The sequence below is a fragment of the Thioclava sp. DLFJ5-1 genome (assembly GCF_002020115.1).
GTDB classification, from domain to species: Bacteria; Pseudomonadota; Alphaproteobacteria; order Rhodobacterales; family Rhodobacteraceae; genus Thioclava; species Thioclava sediminum.
Map to the genome: position 1 here is coordinate 534,106 of NZ_MPZU01000001.1, position 19,032 is coordinate 553,137.

Annotated in this window: 16 protein-coding genes; 10 read left to right on the plus strand and 6 right to left on the minus strand. The window is 64.1% G+C overall.

The annotated features are described in order from the left end of the window. Positions 1 to 56: 56 nt before the first annotated feature. Both clpX and BMI86_RS02620 read right to left on the minus strand, forming a co-directional pair. Positions 57 to 1,322 (minus strand): ATP-dependent Clp protease ATP-binding subunit ClpX, encoded by a 1,266-nt coding sequence (gene clpX / locus BMI86_RS02615; protein ID WP_078539628.1) that lies wholly within the window; start codon positions 1,320 to 1,322, stop codon positions 57 to 59. Between the two features lie 118 nt (positions 1,323 to 1,440). Beyond that, entirely contained in the window at positions 1,441 to 2,070 is a 630-nt protein-coding gene (locus BMI86_RS02620; RefSeq protein ID WP_078519545.1) for an ATP-dependent Clp protease proteolytic subunit, read from the minus strand. Between the two features lie 222 nt (positions 2,071 to 2,292). Here BMI86_RS02620 and BMI86_RS02625 point away from each other — a divergent pair, with 222 nt between their 5' ends. Next, entirely contained in the window at positions 2,293 to 4,899 is a 2,607-nt protein-coding gene (locus BMI86_RS02625) for a methyl-accepting chemotaxis protein (RefSeq protein ID WP_078539629.1), read from the plus strand. Positions 4,900 to 4,946: 47 nt separating this feature from the next. Here the strand turns inward: BMI86_RS02625 and BMI86_RS02630 are convergent, their stop codons facing one another. Together BMI86_RS02630 and uraH are read right to left on the minus strand one after the other, a co-directional pair. After that, positions 4,947 to 6,245: a urate hydroxylase PuuD gene (locus tag BMI86_RS02630; protein WP_078539630.1), complete on the minus strand. Its 1,299-nt coding sequence runs from the start codon at positions 6,243 to 6,245 to the stop codon at positions 4,947 to 4,949. A gap of 122 nt (positions 6,246 to 6,367) precedes the next feature. After that, positions 6,368 to 6,724 (minus strand): hydroxyisourate hydrolase, encoded by a 357-nt coding sequence (uraH, locus tag BMI86_RS02635; RefSeq protein WP_078539631.1) that lies wholly within the window; start codon positions 6,722 to 6,724, stop codon positions 6,368 to 6,370. Between the two features lie 326 nt (positions 6,725 to 7,050). Between uraH and BMI86_RS02640 the strand changes: the two genes are divergently transcribed. Genes BMI86_RS02640 through BMI86_RS02660 form a run of 5 tightly spaced genes read left to right on the plus strand, consistent with a single transcriptional unit; the run spans position 7,051 to position 11,769 of the window. Next, positions 7,051 to 7,854 (plus strand): UDP-2,3-diacylglucosamine diphosphatase, encoded by an 804-nt coding sequence (locus BMI86_RS02640; protein WP_078539632.1) that lies wholly within the window; start codon positions 7,051 to 7,053, stop codon positions 7,852 to 7,854. Continuing rightward, on the plus strand, positions 7,851 to 8,990 hold the full coding sequence (locus tag BMI86_RS02645; protein ID WP_143594665.1) for a ceramide glucosyltransferase: 1,140 nt from the start codon (positions 7,851 to 7,853) through the stop codon (positions 8,988 to 8,990). The genes BMI86_RS02640 and BMI86_RS02645 overlap by 4 nt, the downstream gene beginning before the upstream one ends. Before the next feature lie 4 nt (positions 8,991 to 8,994). Next, positions 8,995 to 9,570, plus strand: coding sequence for a VTT domain-containing protein (locus tag BMI86_RS02650; RefSeq protein ID WP_078539633.1), 576 nt, complete (start codon positions 8,995 to 8,997; stop codon positions 9,568 to 9,570). Beyond that, positions 9,567 to 10,310, plus strand: coding sequence for a glycosyltransferase (locus BMI86_RS02655; protein ID WP_078539634.1), 744 nt, complete (start codon positions 9,567 to 9,569; stop codon positions 10,308 to 10,310). Before BMI86_RS02650 ends, BMI86_RS02655 begins: the two co-directional genes overlap by 4 nt. A 34-nt stretch (positions 10,311 to 10,344) precedes the next feature. Further along, positions 10,345 to 11,769, plus strand: coding sequence for a dihydrolipoyl dehydrogenase (locus tag BMI86_RS02660; protein WP_078539635.1), 1,425 nt, complete (start codon positions 10,345 to 10,347; stop codon positions 11,767 to 11,769). On the opposite strand, the gene BMI86_RS02665 is transcribed toward BMI86_RS02660, so the two are convergent. Together BMI86_RS02665 and BMI86_RS02670 are read right to left on the minus strand one after the other, a co-directional pair. Then, positions 11,766 to 12,518, minus strand: coding sequence for a 3-keto-5-aminohexanoate cleavage protein (locus BMI86_RS02665; RefSeq protein WP_078539636.1), 753 nt, complete (start codon positions 12,516 to 12,518; stop codon positions 11,766 to 11,768). The two genes, BMI86_RS02660 and BMI86_RS02665, sit on opposite strands and share 4 nt — an antisense overlap. Continuing rightward, the gene (locus BMI86_RS02670; protein WP_078539637.1) at positions 12,515 to 13,837 is read right to left on the minus strand and encodes an aspartate aminotransferase family protein; all 1,323 of its coding nucleotides are present in this window, start codon (positions 13,835 to 13,837) and stop codon (positions 12,515 to 12,517) included. The genes BMI86_RS02665 and BMI86_RS02670 overlap by 4 nt, the downstream gene beginning before the upstream one ends. A 198-nt stretch (positions 13,838 to 14,035) precedes the next feature. On the opposite strand from BMI86_RS02670, the gene BMI86_RS02675 reads away from it, so the two are divergent. The 4 genes from BMI86_RS02675 to BMI86_RS02690 all read left to right on the plus strand — a co-directional run bounded on the left by BMI86_RS02675 (position 14,036) and on the right by BMI86_RS02690 (position 19,026). Then, positions 14,036 to 14,842, plus strand: a complete 807-nt coding sequence (locus tag BMI86_RS02675; protein ID WP_246831613.1) for a MurR/RpiR family transcriptional regulator — start codon at positions 14,036 to 14,038, stop codon at positions 14,840 to 14,842. Between the two features lie 57 nt (positions 14,843 to 14,899). Further along, positions 14,900 to 15,874 carry a TAXI family TRAP transporter solute-binding subunit gene (locus tag BMI86_RS02680; protein WP_078519556.1) on the plus strand — a complete coding sequence of 325 codons (975 nt, stop codon included), beginning with the start codon at positions 14,900 to 14,902 and terminating at the stop codon, positions 15,872 to 15,874. A gap of 108 nt (positions 15,875 to 15,982) precedes the next feature. Further along, entirely contained in the window at positions 15,983 to 18,598 is a 2,616-nt protein-coding gene (locus BMI86_RS02685; protein ID WP_108722302.1) for a TRAP transporter permease, read from the plus strand. Beyond that, positions 18,595 to 19,026, plus strand: coding sequence for a universal stress protein (locus BMI86_RS02690; protein ID WP_078539640.1), 432 nt, complete (start codon positions 18,595 to 18,597; stop codon positions 19,024 to 19,026). Before BMI86_RS02685 ends, BMI86_RS02690 begins: the two co-directional genes overlap by 4 nt. Positions 19,027 to 19,032 lie beyond the last annotated feature (6 nt).

The following is a 19,032-nucleotide window of genomic DNA, read 5'->3' on the forward strand; positions in this document are numbered from 1 at the left end:
AAAACAAAAGGGCGAACCGAAGCTCGCCCCTTGTCTAATTCTTGGCAGGACCGCGATCAGCTCGCCGATTTGCCTTCTTTCTTGGCTTCAGCATAGATCAGCAGCGGCTTGGCGTCGCTCTGGGTCACGGCCTCTTCGTTGACCACGACCTCTTCGACCTCTTCCATGCCCGGTAGTTCGAACATCGTGTCGAGCAGGATGTCTTCCATGATCGAACGCAGGCCACGTGCGCCGGTCTTCCGCTCAATCGCTTTCTTCGCAATGGCGGTCAGCGCATCGTCGGTGAAGGTCAGCGACACGCCCTCGATCTCGAAGAGACGCTGATACTGCTTTACCAGCGCGTTCTTTGGCTCTGTCAGGATGGTCACCAGCGCCTCGGCATCGAGGTCGGTGAGCGTCGCGATGACGGGCAGACGGCCGACGAATTCCGGGATCAGGCCGAATTTCAGCAGATCCTCGGGTTCGAGATCCTTGAACAGCTCGCCAATGTTGCGGTCTTCGCTGTCTTTCACATCCGCGCCGAAGCCCATCGCCGAGCCCTTGCCGCGCTGCGCGATGATCCGGTCGAGCCCCGCAAAGGCGCCGCCACAGATGAACAGGATGTTCGTCGTGTCGACCTGCAGGAATTCCTGCTGCGGATGCTTGCGCCCGCCCTGCGGCGGCACGGAGGCCACGGTGCCCTCCATGATCTTCAGAAGCGCCTGCTGCACACCCTCGCCCGACACGTCGCGCGTTATGGACGGGTTGTCCGACTTGCGGGTGATCTTGTCGACCTCGTCGATATAGACGATGCCGCGCTGCGCCCGCTCGACGTTGTATTCCGAAGCCTGAAGCAGCTTGAGAATGATGTTCTCCACATCCTCACCCACGTAACCGGCTTCGGTCAGCGTGGTCGCATCCGCCATCGTGAAGGGCACATCGAGGATGCGCGCCAGCGTCTGGGCGAGAAGCGTCTTGCCGCAGCCCGTCGGGCCGATCAGCAGGATGTTCGACTTCGCCAGTTCGATGTCGGTCTTCGTGCCGTGATTGAGGCGCTTGTAGTGGTTGTGCACCGCAACCGAGAGCACGCGCTTGGCATGTTCCTGACCGATCACGTAGTCGTCGAGCACCTGGCAGATATCGCGCGGGGTCGGCACGCCATCGGTGGATTTCAGCCCGGCCGATTTCGTCTCCTCGCGGATGATGTCCATGCACAGCTCGACGCATTCGTCACAAATGAACACGGTCGGGCCCGCGATCAGCTTGCGGACCTCATGCTGGCTTTTGCCGCAGAACGAGCAGTAGAGCGTGTTCTTGCTGTCGGAGCCGTTCGAGTTCGCCATCTCTTACCTCTGCTGCCCGGGCTGCCCCCGGGCTTCGTGAATTGGCCTGTCCCATCAAGACTAGGACAGGCCAACCGTCACCTCAATGTCAAAATCGCCCCGAAGTTAAGCGGGAGGATCACTTTTCTCCGTCGTCGCTGACGCGGCTCTCGAGGATCTCGTCGATCAGACCCCAGGACTTCGCTTCTTCGGCGGACATGAAGTTGTCGCGCTCGAGACCGGCCTCGATCGTGTCGTAGTCGTTGCCGGTGTGCTTGACGTAGATTTCGTTCAAGCGACGCTTGAGTTTCTCGGTCTCGCGGGCGTGGATCATGATGTCGGTCGCCTGACCCTGATAGCCCCCCGAGGGCTGGTGCACCATGACGCGGCTGTTGGGCAGCGAGAAGCGCATTCCCTTTTCGCCCGCGGTCAGCAGCAGCGAGCCCATCGACGCCGCCTGCCCGATCACCAGGGTCGAGACCTTCGGCTTGATGTATTGCATCGTGTCGTAGATCGAGAGACCCGAGGTCACCACGCCGCCCGGCGAGTTGATATACATCGCGATCTCTTTCTTCGGGTTCTCGGCCTCGAGGAAGAGAAGCTGCGCGCAGATCAGGGTCGACATGCCGTCATGGACCGGCCCCGACAGGAAGATGATGCGCTCTTTCAGCAGGCGCGAGTAGATGTCGTAGGCACGCTCGCCGCGCGAGGTCTGCTCGACCACCATCGGCACCAGCGTGTTCATGTAAAACTCGTGGGGATCTTTCATCTCGGCCCTTCCTGGTCGTTCGACGCTGTTCATAGCGTGTGATCTTTACAGAAGTCTTAGTGACCGCATCGGGGACCTTCAAGGGCGCTGACCCCGCGCGAAGGGCTGCCGCGGCGCAAATATTGGCCGTCGGCGGGTGCGTGTTAATCGCATGGAAAGGGTCTGGACGTAGCGTGTCGGCGATTTTGCGGGAATGCGCCCGTGTGGAAAAATGAGGCGGACATGTCCAAATCCGAGGCTGGTGCAAGCGCCTGGCACACCGTGATGCTCAAATTGCTGATCCTGATCGCGGCGGCGGGGTTCGTGTTCGCGACGCTGATGACGCTGCTCACGATCAATTCGAACCATCGTCGCGCCAATGAGGCGGCGCGGGCACATCTCGACCAGATCCTGCCGATGCTCGGCGATTCGGTGACGGATGCGCTGATCACGGGGCGGGTTGCGGATGCGACGCATGAGCTAGAGAACGTGCTCGCGGGCTCGGACGGCGCTGGCCAATCCGCAATCGCGCTCAACAGACGCGGCACCGTTATGACCGAGGCGGGCGCGCCCGATCCCGCGCTTATCGCTCTGGCGCAAAGCGCGCTTGAGGCCAACGACAGGGCGGTCTCGGCAGATGGGCTGAGCGAGGCGATTCCGCTGCGCATTTCCCCGGAGGATCCGCCGATCGCCGCGATTGCCCTGCGCTGGAGTCCGGCCCCCGCCATCGCTCGCGCGCAAAAGGACATGGTGCGCAACCTCGCTTTCACCGCTTTGATTTTCGCGGGCATTCTCGGCGGTGTGATGCTGGGCGCGCGCTGGCTGATCACCCGCCCCCTCACCCGCGTGACGGAGGCGATGCGCTCCGTGGCCGGGGGACAACTCGATACGGACATCCCGGCTACCGGTCGCCGCGACGAAATCGGTGCGATCGCCCGCACTCTGGGGACCTTCCAGTCCGAACTCGCGACCGCCGAATCGCATAACCGTGCCGCACGGATGCATAGCGCCGCGCTCGAAAGCGCCACGGTCGCGATCATTCTTACCAACAACGACCACGTCATCACCTTTGCCAATGAGGCGGCCGCGGAATTGCTGCGCCCCTTCGCTGCGGAAATTCGCGTCCACAACCCGGATTTCGATCCCGACAAGCTCTTGGGAACGCGCGCGGATCTCATCTTGCCGGCGGGCACGACAACGGCCGCCGCCCTCGACGATGGCGCACGCGACACGCTCACGCTCGAAGGACGGATGCGTGCCGGATCGATTCTCGCCCTCGTCAGTCCCGTCATCGACGATGCGGGGGAGAAGATCGGCCATGTCTCGCAATGGCGCAACATCACCGAAGAACAGCGAAACGCCTCTCTGATTTCCGCGATCGACGCCAACCTGCTACGAGTCGATCTGCGCCCTGACGTGACGATCGACACGGTCAACGACGCATTTGCCGAGGTTTTTGGTGCGCCCCGCGCAAAGATGGAGGGAATGTCCGTCGCCGGTCAGATCACCTTCGAAGGGCAGCCAGTCTGCGAAATCCTCCAGCGCGACCCCCAGCCCTTTGCGGGCATGCTCGTGCTGCGCTGCGCCGATGGCCGTCAGGCCTGGCTCGAAGGCTCGGTCAATCCGATCCTCGATACGGACGGCAAGATGGTCATGTTCAGCGTTCTTGCGAGCGACCGAACGCAACAACATCTGGAAGCCGAAGCCCGGCGGGCCGAGCGCAGCGCGATGATGGCCGCCCAGCAGAACATCGTGGAGACACTAAAATCGGCCTTGGCCGGGCTCTCAGCCGGGGATCTCATGGCCGAGATCACCACCGAATTCGAAGGCGACTACAAGGCTTTGCGCAGCGATTTCAACAGCGCGATCGGTGATTTGCGGGGCGCGATGCGCAAGGTGCTCGACAATGCCGGATCGATCCGCACCGAGGCGCGGCAGATCTCGTCCAGCTCCGACGACATGGCGCGACGCACCGAACGGCAGGCAGCGACGCTGGAAGAGACCGCCGCAGCGCTCAACGAGATTACCGCCTCGGTAGAGGCCGCCGCCCACGCCGCCGGTCGCGCCAACGACCTCGTCGAGACCGCCCGGCGCAGCGCCGAACAAAGCGGCCATGTCGTGTCAGAAGCCGTGCAGGCCATGTCGGAAATCGAGCAAAGCTCGGAGCAGATCAGTCGGATCACCAGCGTCATCGACGAGATCGCCTTCCAGACCAACCTGCTCGCCCTCAATGCCGGGGTGGAGGCCGCCCGCGCTGGCGAGGCCGGGCGCGGCTTCGCCGTCGTCGCCTCGGAGGTCCGCGCACTCGCGCAACGCTCCTCGGATGCCGCGCGCGAAATCGCCGAACTGATCGCGAACTCCTCGGCGCAGGTGAAGCGCGGCGTCGGCCTTGTAGGCCAAGCGGGCGATGCGCTTGGCGGCATCCAGTCCTCCGTCTCCGATCTGCTCGCCTATGTCGCGGACAGCGCAAATGCGACGCAGGAGCAAAGCGCCGGCCTGACGGAAATCAACTCCGCCGTGACCCAGCTCGATCAGGTCACCCAGCACAACGCCGCCATGTTCGAAGAGGCGCTCGCCGCAAGCCAGGTCCTCGAACGCGAGGCGATGGAACTCGGCGCGGCAATGGGGCAATTCAAACTTGGCGAGGCCGCTCCGAATGAGGGAGCAGATAGTACATCGCCTGCAGAGGAAGCGACTGTGGCGGCAGCTTCCCCCGAAACATCCGGACCCACAGCATCTGCGCCGCGGCAATCTGTCCGCCCCAAATCTTCTCACCAGGTCAGCGTGTCGGGCAACACCGCGCTGGCGGTGCCGCCACCGCCAACAGATGACGATTGGGAGGATTTCTAAGCGAAGAAGGAGTTAACTGAATGCCTTGGCACTGCACTGCACGGCAATCAGGACGCGTTGGGATGAGGCACCGCAATCGCGGCCTCCGCCCGATCCGTCTCGCCTGCTCCTTGCGTCCCGGCTTCGCCCGCCCGGAACCAAGCCCGGATGGCGGCGCGCTCCTGCGGCTCCATGTAGCTCAAATTCGCGGGGGGCATCGCATCGGTCAGCCCGGCTTGCACATAGATCTGCCGTGCGGCGGCGGCAATTTCGCGGGGAGTCTCCAGCTTGATATTCTTGGGCGCATGTCCGATCCCTTCATAGCCGGGCTCGCTCGCATGGCACATGGAACAGCGCCCCATGACGATGCCGCTCACCTCGTCGAAGCCGGGCGCCGCCGCGAAGCGCTGCTCGAAGGGCGTCAACATGGCGCTGTCCTCCATGTCCTCGCCGGCATCCGCCTTCGGGATCGAGGACAGCCAGACGATCGCGACGAACAGCGCCGCGGTCGCGCCCCAGGTCCACCACGGCTTGCCCTTATGGGCGTGATGAGTGTTGAAGAAATGCCGGATCGTCACGCCCATCAGGAACACCAGAGAGGCGATCAGCCAGTTATACGCGCTCGCGAAGGCTAGCGGATAATGGTTCGACAGCATCAGGAAGATAACCGGCAGCGTCAGGTAGTTGTTATGGGTCGAGCGCTGCTTGGCGATCTTGCCGTATTTCGGGTCGGGCGTGCGCCCCGCCATGAGATCGGCGACCACGATCTTCTGGTTCGGAATGATGATCAGGAAGACGTTCGCGGTCATGATCGTCGCGGTGAAGGCGCCCAGATGCAGCAGCGCCGCGCGGCCTGAGAAGACCTGCGTGTAGCCCCAGGCCATCGCGACGAGAATGACGTAGAGCCCCAGCATCAGCCGCGTGTTGTTCTCGCCGAAACGCGATTTGCAGATCAGGTCGTAGAGGAGCCAACCCAGCGCGAGCGAGCCGATCGAAATCAGGATCGCCCCCCACACGGGCAACTCCATCACCCGCGGATCGATCAGGTAGAACTGCGCCTGCGTCCAATACAGCACCACCATCATCGCAAAGCCCGAAAGCCACGTCATGTAGCTTTCCCATTTGAACCATGTCAGCCGGTCGGGCATCTGCGAAGGTGCAACGAGGTATTTCTGAATATGGTAAAAGCCGCCGCCATGGACCTGCCACGCCGCGCCATGCACCCCCTTGGGGGCACCGGGTTCGGGCACCAGCCCCAGATCAAGCGCGATGAAATAGAAGGAAGACCCGATCCACGCGATCGCGGTGATCACGTGCAGCCAGCGCACCGCGAACTGCACCCATTCCAGAAAAAACGTGTAATCCATCCGTCATCCCTCGTTTTGCGCTCAGAGTTTCCCAAGCCACGCCCGAGCGCAAGCGATGGCGCGGCGGAACCGCCCGAATTTTGTCCGGTTGCTCAAAACGCAAGCAGATGGAGGCCCCGCGCTCAGCTGCCGCGATACGTGGAGTAGCCGTAGGGCGAGAGCAGAAGCGGCACATGGTAATGCGCCTCGGCGTCATTCATGCCGAACCGGATCGGGATTTCATCGAGGAAAAGCGGCTCTGGCGCCCCCTGCCCGCTCGCCCGCAGATAGTCGCCCGCGGAGAAGATCAGTTCGAACTGACCGGTGCGAAACCGCTCCACCGGCAGGATCGGCGAGTCGGTGCGCCCATCGGCATTCGTCACCATTTCGGCCAGCACCTCACGGTCGACCCCGTCGAGCGCGAAGAGCGTGATCTTGAGCCCTTCCGCCGGGCATCCTCGTGCCGTGTCGAGCACATGGGTGGTCAGATATCCTGCCATCGCGTTCTCCTTCGCCAATCGTCGAGACCGCGATCACTATGCTTTCGGGTGAAACAAACCGCAAGATATCGTGCGCTCACCGGAAGTTGCTTAGTATTTCACATGCTTATGGTTGATCACCGCACAGCTGCCTCTAGGTGACACTACAGGTTCACGTAGCCGTCACATCCATGTCACGTCGAAAGGCGATGGGCAGCGCAGCAACGAGCGGAAGGACCCTATGGGCAACAACATACAGCCTGTGATTTTCCCGACTGTTTCCGCTCCGCTTCTCCGCGCAGGCGCCGGGTGCCTGCCCCTCCCTGCAGATCCACCGGAGATGTGACATGAGCCGATCGCGCCATCACAACAAACAACGCTACCGCAGCCTTTTCCTGTCGGATTTCCACCTCGGTTCGCGCGGGTGCAGCCCTGGCCCGATCCTCGACTTCCTTCAAAGCGTTCAGGCCGACGCGATCTACCTCGTCGGCGACATCCTCGATCTCTGGCATGGCGGGCCCGTGCAATGGGGCGACATTCACGCCGAGATCATCGAGACCCTCGAAGCCCATGCCGAGGCCGGAACTCGCATCGTCTATCTGCCCGGCAACCACGACGCGGCTTTGCGCTCGCCGGGGATGAATTTCCTCAGCTTCGAGCTGACCGAGACGGCGCTGCATGTCGGCGCGGATGGGCAGCGCTACCTCATCGTGCATGGCGATCAATGCGATGCGCGCATCCTGCGCTGGCACGCGATGACCCGTTTCGGGAGCCGGATGGACGCGCTGTTCCGCGGCATCGATGCCTGGCTGCGCCGCCGCCGCGACGTCTCCGAGACCGAGCGCACCTTGATCCAGCTCGCGATCGAGGGGATCAATCATCTGATCGCACGCGGCTCGGGTTACGAGCATCGTCTGATCGCGCTTGCCTCCGAGGCCGGGGTCGACGGGATCATCTGCGGCCACTCGCACAAGCCCGCGTTGCGCGATGTCGACGGGATGACCTACGCCAATTGCGGCGACTGGGTGGACAGCCTGACCGCCTTGGCCGAGGATAGTTCCGGCGCATTGCAACTTCTTCAATGGGGCGCGGAGCCCGCAGCGGTCACAGAGACCGGCACCCGCCCCGCCGTCGCAAAGGTTCGCGCATGACGATCGTTCTGCTGTCCCTTGCCGCCCTTCTGGGCCTCACCCTCACGGCGCATCTTCTCAGCGCTGCGATGACCGCATGGCGCGAGTCCCGCCCGCCGAAGCCGGTGCCCGACGAGCTGCCTTTCATCGCGCTGATGCGCCCGGTCTGCGGGATCGATCCCTTCGACGCGGAGACGCTCGGGTCTTCCTTCAACCTCGACTATCCGAATTACGAGGTGATCTTCTGCGCGCCCTCCGAGCGCGATCCGGCCTGCGCGCTGGTGCGTCGCCTGATCGAAGAGAACCCGCAGGTGCGCGCGCGGCTTCTGACCGGGCTCGACGCGGTGTCGGGCAATCCGAAGCTGAACAATCTGCACAAGGGGTTGTCGGCGACCGAGGCTGAGTGGCTCGCGATGGCCGACAGCAATCTGCTGCTGCCGCGCGACTACCTGCAGCGGCTAGTGGCGGAGTGGCGGCCCGGCACCGGGCTCGTATCCGCCCCGCCGGTGGCCGAGCGCCCGGGCAATCTGTGGGGCGCGGTGGAGGCCGCTTTCCTCAACACCAATCAGGCGCGCTGGCAGGTGGCGGCCGACATGATCGGGATGGGGTTCGCGCAAGGCAAATCGCTGTTCTGGCGGCGCGATATCCTGATGGCGGGCGGCGGTTTCGCGGCGCTCGGGCGCAACATGGCCGAGGACGTGGCCTCGACCAAACTGGTGCGCCGTCAGGGCCTGAAGGTCCGGCTGACGCGGCACCTCTTTGCACAACCGATCGGGACGCGCGCGGCCCGGGAGGTCTGGGAGCGCCAGCTGCGCTGGTCCAAGGTGCGCCGCGACGGGTTCGTGATGATTTTCGCTGCCGAAATCGCGCAAGGCCCGTTCCTGCCCTTCCTCGCCGCGCTCGTCCTCGCCGCTCTGGGCGCGATGCCGTGGATCGCCCTGCCGCTTCTGGTGGCGCTGTGGTACGGTGCGGAAGTGCTGCTCGCCCGGATCGCGGGCTGGCCCGCCTCGGCGCGCGACATTGCGGGTTTTGCGATCCGCGACGCGATGCTGCCCGCGCTGTGGCTGATGACATGGTTCGGGCGCGATTTCACCTGGCGCGGCAATGACATGACCCACCGGGACGTCGCCCGCAGCGACGCCCCTGTCACGGAGTAACCTGATGATCGGCCTTGAGACGATCTCCGTATTGATGGCGAAACACGGCCTCGCCGTGCTGGCGCCGATTGCGGTGCTCGAAGGGCCGATCGTGACGGTGATCGCGGCGTGGCTCGCCAGCCAGAACATGTTCTCGGTCTGGTCGGTGGCGATCATCGTGATCCTTGCCGATCTCGTCGGCGATCTGGGGCTCTATGCGCTTGGCCGATGGGGGCTGAACCGGATGCCCAAGAAGTGGCGCGATAAGCTGGGCCTGAGCCGCGCGCGGCTCGTGAGTGCAGCGCGGCACTTCCAGAACAAAGGGATCAAGACGCTGGTCTTCGGCAAGCTGACCCATTCGGCGGGCGCGCCAGTGCTGGTCGCGGCCGGGGTCGCGCGGATGAATGTCTGGGTCTTCATGCTGACCAACCTGATCGCGACAATCCCGAAATCGCTGGCCTTCGTGGCGCTCGGCTATTGGCTCGGCTCGCATATCGGGAAGATCGACAGCTGGCTTTCGAAAGGCTCGCTTATCCTGCTGGTCGTGATCATTCTTGGCGGCACGATCTGGTTCTTTCGCCGCAAGAGGTCGCACACATGACGACGATCACCTGCATTCTGCCCGCCTATAACGAGGCCCCGCGGATCGCGGCGGTGCTGGAGCGTGTGCTGGACCATCGCCAGATCGCCGAGGTGATCGTGATCGACGACGGCTCGAGCGATGGCACCGCCGAGATCGCCGAAGGGTATCGCGACGCCCATCCGCATCTGCGGGTGCTGCGCCAGACGCAGAACGGCGGGAAAACCGCAGCCGTGGCCGCCGGGATCGCGGAGGCCGCGGGCAGCCACCTGCTGCTGCTCGACAGCGATCTGCTGGGGCTGACCCATGCCGATCTGGGCGCGCTGATCGCGCCGGTGGCGAGCGGGGAGGCCGATGTCACGATCAGCCTGCGCCGCAACGCGCCGCGCATCTGGCGGGTGATCGGGCTCGATTACATCTCGGGCGAGCGGGTGATCCCGCGCGAGATGCTGGGCGAACGGCTGGAGGCCCTCAACGCCCTGCCCCGCTTCGGGCTGGAAGTCTTCATGAACCGGCTGTGGATCGCAGAGCGCGCCCGGATCGCCGTCGTCTCCTGGCCCGGCGTCGACAGTCCGATGAAATCCGCGAAGCTGGGCAATTGGCGCGCGGGCGTCGCCGCCGACGCACGCATGATCCGCGATATCTTCCGCACAATCGCGCCGCATCGCGCGCTCGGCCAGATCGTGGCGATGCGCAGTCTGCGGGTTCGCGGCGAGGCGCGGGCTTTACCGCGCAAGTGGTTGGAACGTATACCTCGCTGAACGGTTCGGTTCACGACAGATCAGCGGAGGTTTCATGTCACAGCACGCGCGCGTCGTTATCATCGGCTCTGGCTCGGCCGGGCTGTCTGCCCTGCGCGAAGTGCGCCATGCGACCGATGACTTCCTGATCGTCAACGACGGCCATTGGGGCACGACCTGCGCCGAAAGCGGCTGCATGCCCTCCAAGGCGCTGATCGAAGCCGCCAACGCCTTCCACCGCCGCCACGATTTCGAGGCCTTCGGGATTTCCGGCGCCGAGGCGCTGCGCATCGATGTGCCCGCCGTGATGGCGCGGATGAAACGGATGCGCGACGGGTTCACGAAATCGCCGCGCGCGGTGCCCAAAGCCCTTGGCGACAAAGCGATCTCGGGCCGTGCGACGCTCCTCGGCCCGAACCGGATCGAGATCGCGGGCCATGGCGAAGTGACCGCCGATGCGATCATCCTCGCGACGGGCTCGTCGCCGGTGCTGCCGGGGCCGTGGAAGACCTTCGGCGAGCGCATCCTGACCACCGACACGCTGTTCACCCTCGACGATCTGCCCAAGCGGATCGCGGTGATCGGCATGGGCGCGATCGGGGTGGAGCTGGCACAGGCGATGGCCCGGATGGGGATCGAGGTCGCGGGCTTCGATGCGTTGGAAAGCGTCGCTGGCATGACCGACCCCGAGGTCGCGGCACTCCTGCGCGACGCGATCGCGGCGGAGTTGCCGCTGCATCTGGGCGCCCCGGCGGAGATTTCCGAAGGCAATGCGGGCAGCCTGATCGTGAAAGGCGCAGGCGGCGCGGAATTCGAGGCCGATGCCGTGCTCGCCGCGATGGGCCGCCGCCCCAATATCGCGGGGCTCGGGCTGGAGACGCTGGGCGTGCCGCTCGACGATCACGGGATGCCCGAGGTCGACGCCTCCACCACCCAGATCGGCGATCTGCGGGTGTTCCTCGCGGGCGACGCGAATGCGATCCGCCCGATCCTGCACGAAGCCGCCGACGAGGGGCATATCGCGGGGCGCAACGCGGTGGCCGACACCCCGCGCTGCTATCGCCGCCGGACCTCGATGGCGATCGCCTTCAGCGCGCCCAATGCGGTGCGCGTGGGGCAGAGCTTCAAGGATCTCGACGGGCAGGACATCCTGATCGGAAGCGCGGATTTCGCGACGCAATCGCGCGCCCGGCTGGCCGAGGAAGCCTATGGAATGATCCGCGTCTATGCCGAGCCTGAAACCGGCAAGCTGCTGGGCTGCGAGATGGCGCTGCCCGAGGGCGAGCATTTCGCGCATCTCTTCGGCCTCGCGACCCAATCGGGCATGAGCGCTTTCGACATGCTGGCGATGCCCTTCTATCACCCCGTGATGGAGGAAGGTCTGCGCAGCGCCCTGCGCGAAATTTCCAAGCAGCTTCCCGAGGAAGACCGGTCGGACCTCTCCGATTGCCCCGAGAAAGGGCATCCGGCACTCGACTAAAGGGCTGCGATCTCGGCCACGCGCGCGGCATTGTCGGGCGCGGTGGTCCCGTCCGCCATCACCAGCGAGTTCTCGAACCCGACCCGCGCCTTGCCGCCCTTGGCGAGCGCATTGCGCAGGCAGTCGGTCTCGCCCGAGCCGAAGGCGCAAATCGCCCAGTCGGGGGTGATCGCCTCGGCCTGCATCCAGTCGAGGAACGGATCGAGCATAGCCGGCGTCGAGACCTGCCCCGCGACATAGCGGCCCATCACGAAGATCAGTTGCAGCCCTGGAGCGCGCAGCAGGCGGTCGGGCAGGATGCGCGCCAGCGCCTCGGCATCCTCGCGGGAGTAGAGGATATGCTGCACCGCGATCCCCCGCTCGGCGGCCTCCTCATAGAATTTCATCGCCAGCAATTCATGGTCGCGCAGCATCTCGCGCGCCGAGACCGAGACCATCTGCGCGCCCGAGTTCAAAGCGACATAGCGCTGATGCCCCGGTTCGTAGCGCCCCGCAGCCTCTGTGGTGATTTGGATCCCCATCTCGCCCAGAAGCGGGCGCAGATGGGCCAGCGCCTCGGCATAGGCACCACTATCGAGAAGATGCCCGCCCGCATCGTCGCGCAGGTGCAGATGCAGCGCCCCTGCCCCGACGTCGCGGCAGGCCAGCGCGGTCTGCGCAATCTCGTCCAAGGTGATCGGCAGCGCCGGGTGGTCGGTCTTCGTCTTGGTCGCCCCGTTCGGCGCGACCATGATATGCGGCAGGCTCACCCGAGAACCTCGCGGATCGCGGTGCCGAGCTTGTCCACCAATTCCCCGATCTGGTCGTCGGTGATGATGAAGGGCGGCGCGAGCAGGATGTGGTCGCCGCGCTGGCCGTCGATCGTGCCGCCCATCGGGTAGCAGACGAGCCCGGCCTCGAAGGCCGCCGCCTTGAGCTTCTTGTTGATGGCCTTGGCCGGGTCCATCGGCTCTTTCGTAGCACGGTCGGCCACGATCTCCAGCCCGCGGAACATGCCGCGCCCGCGGATGTCGCCGATATGCGGATGCTGGCCGAATGCCTCGCGCAGCGCCGCGTCGAGCACTTCGCCCTGCTGCGCCGCCCGCGCGACCAGGCCGCCCTCGGTCAGTTTTTTCACCACCGCATCGCCCGCGGCGGTCGCGGTCGGGTGGCCGATATAGGTGTGGCCGTGCTGGAAGAAGCCCGAGCCGTTGACGAAGGCGTCGTAAATCTCGGAGGTGCAGAGCGCCGCCCCGATGGGCTGGTAGCCCGCACCGAGCCCCTTCGCGATGGTGACGATATCGGGCGCGATCCCGTCCTGCTCGCAGGCGAACAGCGTGCCGGTCCGGCCCATCCCGCACATCACCTCGTCGAGGATCAGCAGGATGCCGTATTGATCGCAGATTTCGCGGATACGCTTGAAATAGCCCTTTACCGGGGGCACCGCGCCCATCGTGGCGCCGACGACCGGCTCGGCGATGAAGCCGATGACGTTCTCGGCTCCGAGGCGCTGAATCTCGGCCTCCAGCTCGTTTGCGACGCGCAGACCGTATTCCTCGGCGGTCTCGCCTTCCTCACGCCAGCGGTATTCATGCACGGGTGCGATGTGGCTCACGTCGATCAGCAGCGGGTTGAACTTCTCCCGGCGCCACGCATTGCCGCCAGCGGCCAGCGCGCCCAGCGTGTTGCCGTGATAGGACTGGCGGCGCGCGATGAAATGCGACCGGCTCGGCTCGCCCTTCTCGACGAAATACTGCCGCGCCATCTTGAGCGCGCTCTCCACAGCCTCCGATCCCCCGGACGTGAAATAGACGCGCTCGAGGCTCCCCGGTGCGTGAGCGATGAGGCGATCGGCCAGCCGTTCGGCGGGTTCTGAGGTGAAGAAACTCGTGTGCGCGAAGGCGATATTGTCGATCTGAGCCTTGATCGCGGCAGTCACGTCGGCGTCAGAGTGACCGAGGCAGGACACCGCCGCGCCCCCGGACCCATCGAGATATCGCTTCCCGTTGGCATCGAGGATGTAGATACCGTCGCCCTTTACCGCCAAGGGCGGATTGGACTTCGTGTGGCGGGGGAATACGTGACTCATATCGGTCCCTCCTTCGGGACAAGAATGCGTGAGGATCGCTGATTACCCCATGAAACATATGTTTTGCGCATTGACAATATATGAAACAATTGAAACGGTCACCTCAACGCGATAACTGGTGATGGAACCTGGGGAGGAGCATTGTCCGGCAGTTTCGAACAGCGATTGGCTGCGCAATATAGCAACCTTTCCACGCGCTTGCGTGAGGCGGGAGACTATATCGCAGACAACCCGGTGAGCATCGCCACCCGTTCGCTGCGCACGCTGGCGAGCGAATCGAACCTTGCGCCCGCGACCTTCACCCGCCTCGCTCATGCGCTCGAATACGAGAATTTCGAAGAGCTGCGCGAGACCATGCGCGACCAGATCGGTCGCCGTGTGTCCCCCTTCGCGGACCGCGCCGATCGGCTGCAGAAGGACGCCGTCGATCCGCAGAGCAGCTTCCTCAACCGCTATGCCGCAGCCACGCAGGACAATATCGCAGCCCTGACCGCCGCGATCGAGCCGGGACGGCTCGAGGCCGTGGCCGACAAGCTTGCCGCTGCACGCCGGGTTGTGCTGCTGGGCGCGCTCGGCTCGACGGGGATCGCGGAATACACCGCCTATATCGCGAATTTCCTCGGCGATAACTGGGAGCTGGGCGCACGGGCGGGTTCGTCGCTGGGCGCCACGCTCGCCGGGCTCGATGAGCGCGACGCGGTTCTGGTGATCACCAAGCCGCCCTTCGCGCGCTCCACCATCCGCAGCGCGATTCATGCCCATGAACAGGGCGCCTATGTCGCGCTGATTACCGACAGCCGCAGCTGTCCGGCGCTGCACGCGGCCGATGAGACCTTCATCGTGCCCACCGACAGCCCGCATTTCTACACGAGTTACGTTGCCACGCTGTTCTTGCTCGAAGCAATTCTGGCGCTGGTGGCGAAGCGCGCGGGACCCCGCGCAACCGAACGGATCGCCGAGGTCGAACGGCGCAACAGGCTTCTCGACGAAGTCTATGCGCGCTGACCGACGCGGGCCGTATTTCTGAACCGAGACCCAAAAACGACCAACGGGAGTTACTCAATGAAAAAGTTCTTCAAACTCGGGGCCATCGCGGCCGTCGCCGGTGCGCTGTTCGCGCCCGCGGCGAACGCAGCCGACGAGACCTTCATCACCATCGGGACCGGCGGTGTGACCGGCGTTTACTACCCGACCGGTGGCGCGATCTGCCGCCTGATGAACAAGAGCCACAAGGAAACCGGCGTGCGTTGCTCGGTCGAATCCACCGGCGGTTCGGTCTACAACATCAACACCATCCGTTCGGGCGAGCTGGACTTCGGCATCGCCCAGTCGGACTGGCAGTACCACGCCTACAAGGGCGACTCGAAGTTCTCCGATCAGGGTCCGTTCGAGAAGCTGCGCGCGGTGTTCTCGATCCACCCCGAGCCCTTCACCGTCGTCGCGCGTGCCGATAGCGGCATCAAGAACTTCGCTGACCTCAAGGGCAAGCGCGTGAACATCGGCAACCCCGGTTCGGGTCAGCGCGGCACGATGGAAGTGCTGATGGACGCGATGGGCTGGAAAACCTCGGACTTCGCGCTCGCAACCGAGCTGAAGGCAGCCGAGCAGTCGAAAGCTCTCTGCGACAACCAGATCGACGCGATGGTCTACACCGTGGGTCACCCCTCGGGTTCGATCCAGGAAGCCACCACCTCGTGCGACGCGACCCTCGTGAACGTCACGGGTGACGCGGTCGACAAGCTGGTCGCCGACAACCCCTACTACGCGAAAGCCACCATTCCGGGCGGCATGTATCGCGGCAACCCCGACGACACGCAGACCTTCGGTGTGCGCGCGACACTAGTGACCTCGGCCGATGAGCCCGATGATGTCGTCTACGCTCTGGTGAAGTCGGTCTTCGACAACTTCGACGAGTTCAAGAAGCTGCACCCGGCTTTCGCGCATCTGACGCCGGAAGAGATGGTCACCAAAGGCATCTCGGCTCCGATCCATCCGGGCGCTCTGAAGTACTATAAGGAGCAGGGCTGGATCAAATAAGCCCTGCGTATAACTGGGCGGGCGCGCTTGCGTGCCCGCCTTTTTTAGTTTCAGCTTTAAGATCATGCCGGAACAGGCGGACGGCCCTGTGGGCCGCTAGGGGGAACGATGGCGGAAAATCGCGCCTTGAACGAACAGGAATTACAGGAGCTCGTCCAAGCTTCTGACAGCGGGGCGCGCAGCCCCAAGGGATGGGTCGGGCTCATGGTCGCCGTGGTGGCGCTGAGCTGGTCGATCTTTCAGGTGCTTCTGGCCTCGCCCATCGGGCCGTATGTGCTGCCGGGCGACCTGATCAACAACGCCCGCCAGATCCATCTGGCCTATGCCATCTTCCTCTCGGCGATGGCCTATCCGCTGTTCAAATCCTCACCCAAGGACCATGTGCCGTGGTATGACTGGATCCTCGCGGTCGGCGGTGCGCTGCTCTCGATGTACGGCTATTTCTTCTACCAGAAGATCGTCGACAATGGCGGGCTCGCGGATATGCAGGACGCCTATATCTCCGTCCTCGGCATCATCTTCCTCTTCATCGCAGCCTATCGCACGCTCGGGCCCATCATGGTCCTGCTGGCGATCGTGTTCCTGTGCTACGTCTTCTTCGGCTCTTCGGAGTTCTTCCCCGAACAGATCCGCTGGGCCGGCGCGAGCCTGCGCAAGGCCATGTCGCATATGTGGATCACCTCCGAGGGGGTGTTCGGCATCGCGCTTGGCGTCTCGACCAAGTTCGTCTTCCTCTTCGTGCTGTTCGGCGCGCTTCTCGAGAAAGCCGGCGCGGGCAATTACTTCATCCAGATGGCTTTCGGCGCGCTCGGTCACCTGCGCGGTGGCCCGGCAAAAGCCGCCGTCGTGGGCTCTGCCGCGACCGGCCTGATCTCGGGCTCGTCGATTGCAAACGTGGTCACCACCGGCACCTTCACCATTCCGCTGATGAAGCGCGTGGGCTTCTCGGCTGAAAAGGCGGGCTCGGTCGAGGTGGCCTCTTCGGTCAACGGCCAGATCATGCCCCCGGTGATGGGCGCTGCCGCCTTCCTGATGGTGGAATATGTCGGCATCTCCTATCTGGAGGTCATCAAACACGCCTTCATCCCGGCGATCATCTCCTACATCGCACTGTTCTACATCGTGCACCTGGAGGCGGTGAAGAACCGGATGCCGACGATCGGCGACCGCGTGGTCTCGGTCTGGCGTACGGCCTTTGGCATGTTCGCCTTCTTCGCGGGCTTCGCGGCCCTGTGCTACGCCACCCAATTCCCGGTGCGCCTCATCACCTCGATGGTGCCCGAGGGCGCGGCCTGGGTTCTCGCCCTGCTCGTCGTCGTGGTCTATCTCGGGCTCGTCTGGGTCGCTGCGAAAGCCCCCGACCTGGAGCCGGACGATCCGAATTCGGAGATCGTGAAGCTCCCCGAGATCAAGGACATCTACAAGGCGGGCCTCTACTACCTGCTGCCGATCGTCGTGCTGGTCTATTTCCTGATGATCGAGCGCAAATCGCCGGGCCTGTCGGCCTTCTGGGCCTCGTTCCTGCTGTTCTTCATCCTGCTCACGCAGAAACCGCTCAAGGCGATGTTCCGCGGCGAAAGCGCGCCCATGAGCCGCTTCCGTGAAGGCGTTCTCGACCTGATCGGCGGCATGATCGACGGCGCGCGCAACATGATCGGAATCGGTCTGGCCACGGCCACCGCCGGGATCATCGTGGGCACCGTCTCGCTGACCGGGATCGGTCAGGTGATGGCCGATTTCGTCGAGTTCCTCTCGGGTGGCAACCTGATCCTGATGCTGATCTTCGTGGCGATCCTGTCGCTGATCCTCGGGATGGGCCTGCCGACCACCGCGAACTACATCGTCGTCAGCTCGCTGATGGTGGGCGTGGTCGTCCATCTGGGCGCGCAGTCGGGCCTCGTGGTGCCGCTGATCGCGGTGCACCTGTTCGTGTTCTACTTCGGGATCATGGCGGATGTGACACCACCGGTGGGGCTGGCGAGTTTCGCGGCGGCGGCGGTCTCTGGCGGCGATGCGATCAAGACGGGCTTCACCGCCTTCTTCTATTCGCTGCGCACGGTCGCCCTGCCCTTCGTGTTCATCTTCAACACCGACCTGCTGCTGATCGACGTGACCTGGTATCAGGCGATCTTCGTCTTCATCGTGGCTACGATCGGCATCCTCGTCTTCACCGCAGGCACGATGGGCTGGTTCATCACCCGTTCGAAGATCTGGGAGACGGTGGCGCTGCTTCTGATCGCGTTCACCCTGTTCCGTCCCGGCTATTTCATGAACATGATCGAGCCGCCCTATAACGAGGTGCCGCCTGCCAATATCACGCAGCGTCTCGACAAGGCGCCGGTCGGTCGCGAGTTGCGGCTGGTCTTCTCGGGGCCCGATTATACGACGGGCGATCCGAAGGACATGACGGTGCTGGTCAAGGTGCCCGAGGGCGCGACGGGTCAGGACCGGCTCGACAAGCTCGGCCTGAGCTTCACCGAGACGGACGGCAAGATGGTCGCGGACGAGCCGATGTTCGGCACGGAGCTGCAGACCAAACTGCAGGGCTTCGACTTCTATGGTGACAATCCCGTCACCCTGTCCAACGTGAAGGTGCCGAACGATCAGCTTCCCAAAGAGCTGATGTTCATCCCCGCCTTCGCCCTTCTCGCGCTCATCGCTTTCCTGCAAAATCGGCGCAAGGAAGACGACGACGCGGCCTTTGCTGAAGGAGAACCGGCATGACCAATACCATTCTCTGCGCGATCGACATGAACCGCCCCAAGACAGAGCGCAAAGTGCTCGAATGGGCGGCGCGGCTGGCCAAGATGGAAGACGCCCAGCTCGACGTGATCACCGTGGTGCCCGATTACGGCTCGGCGGTGGTCGGGGCCTTCTTCTCGGACGATCACACCGCGAAGGCGAAGGAGCATGCGCGCGAGCTGCTGCATGACTTCGTCGCCGAGGTGGTCGGCCCCGAGCTGAACGCGAAGGTGCGCCACATCGTGGGCGTCGGCACCGCCTATCACGAGATCCTGTCGCTGGCCGAAAAGGACGGCGCGGACATGATCGTGCTCGGGGCGCATCGCCCCGATCTCAGCGATTACCTGCTCGGCCCGAACGCCGCGCGGGTCGTGCGACACTCGAATTGCTGCGTCTTCGTCGTGCGCTAAGCACGC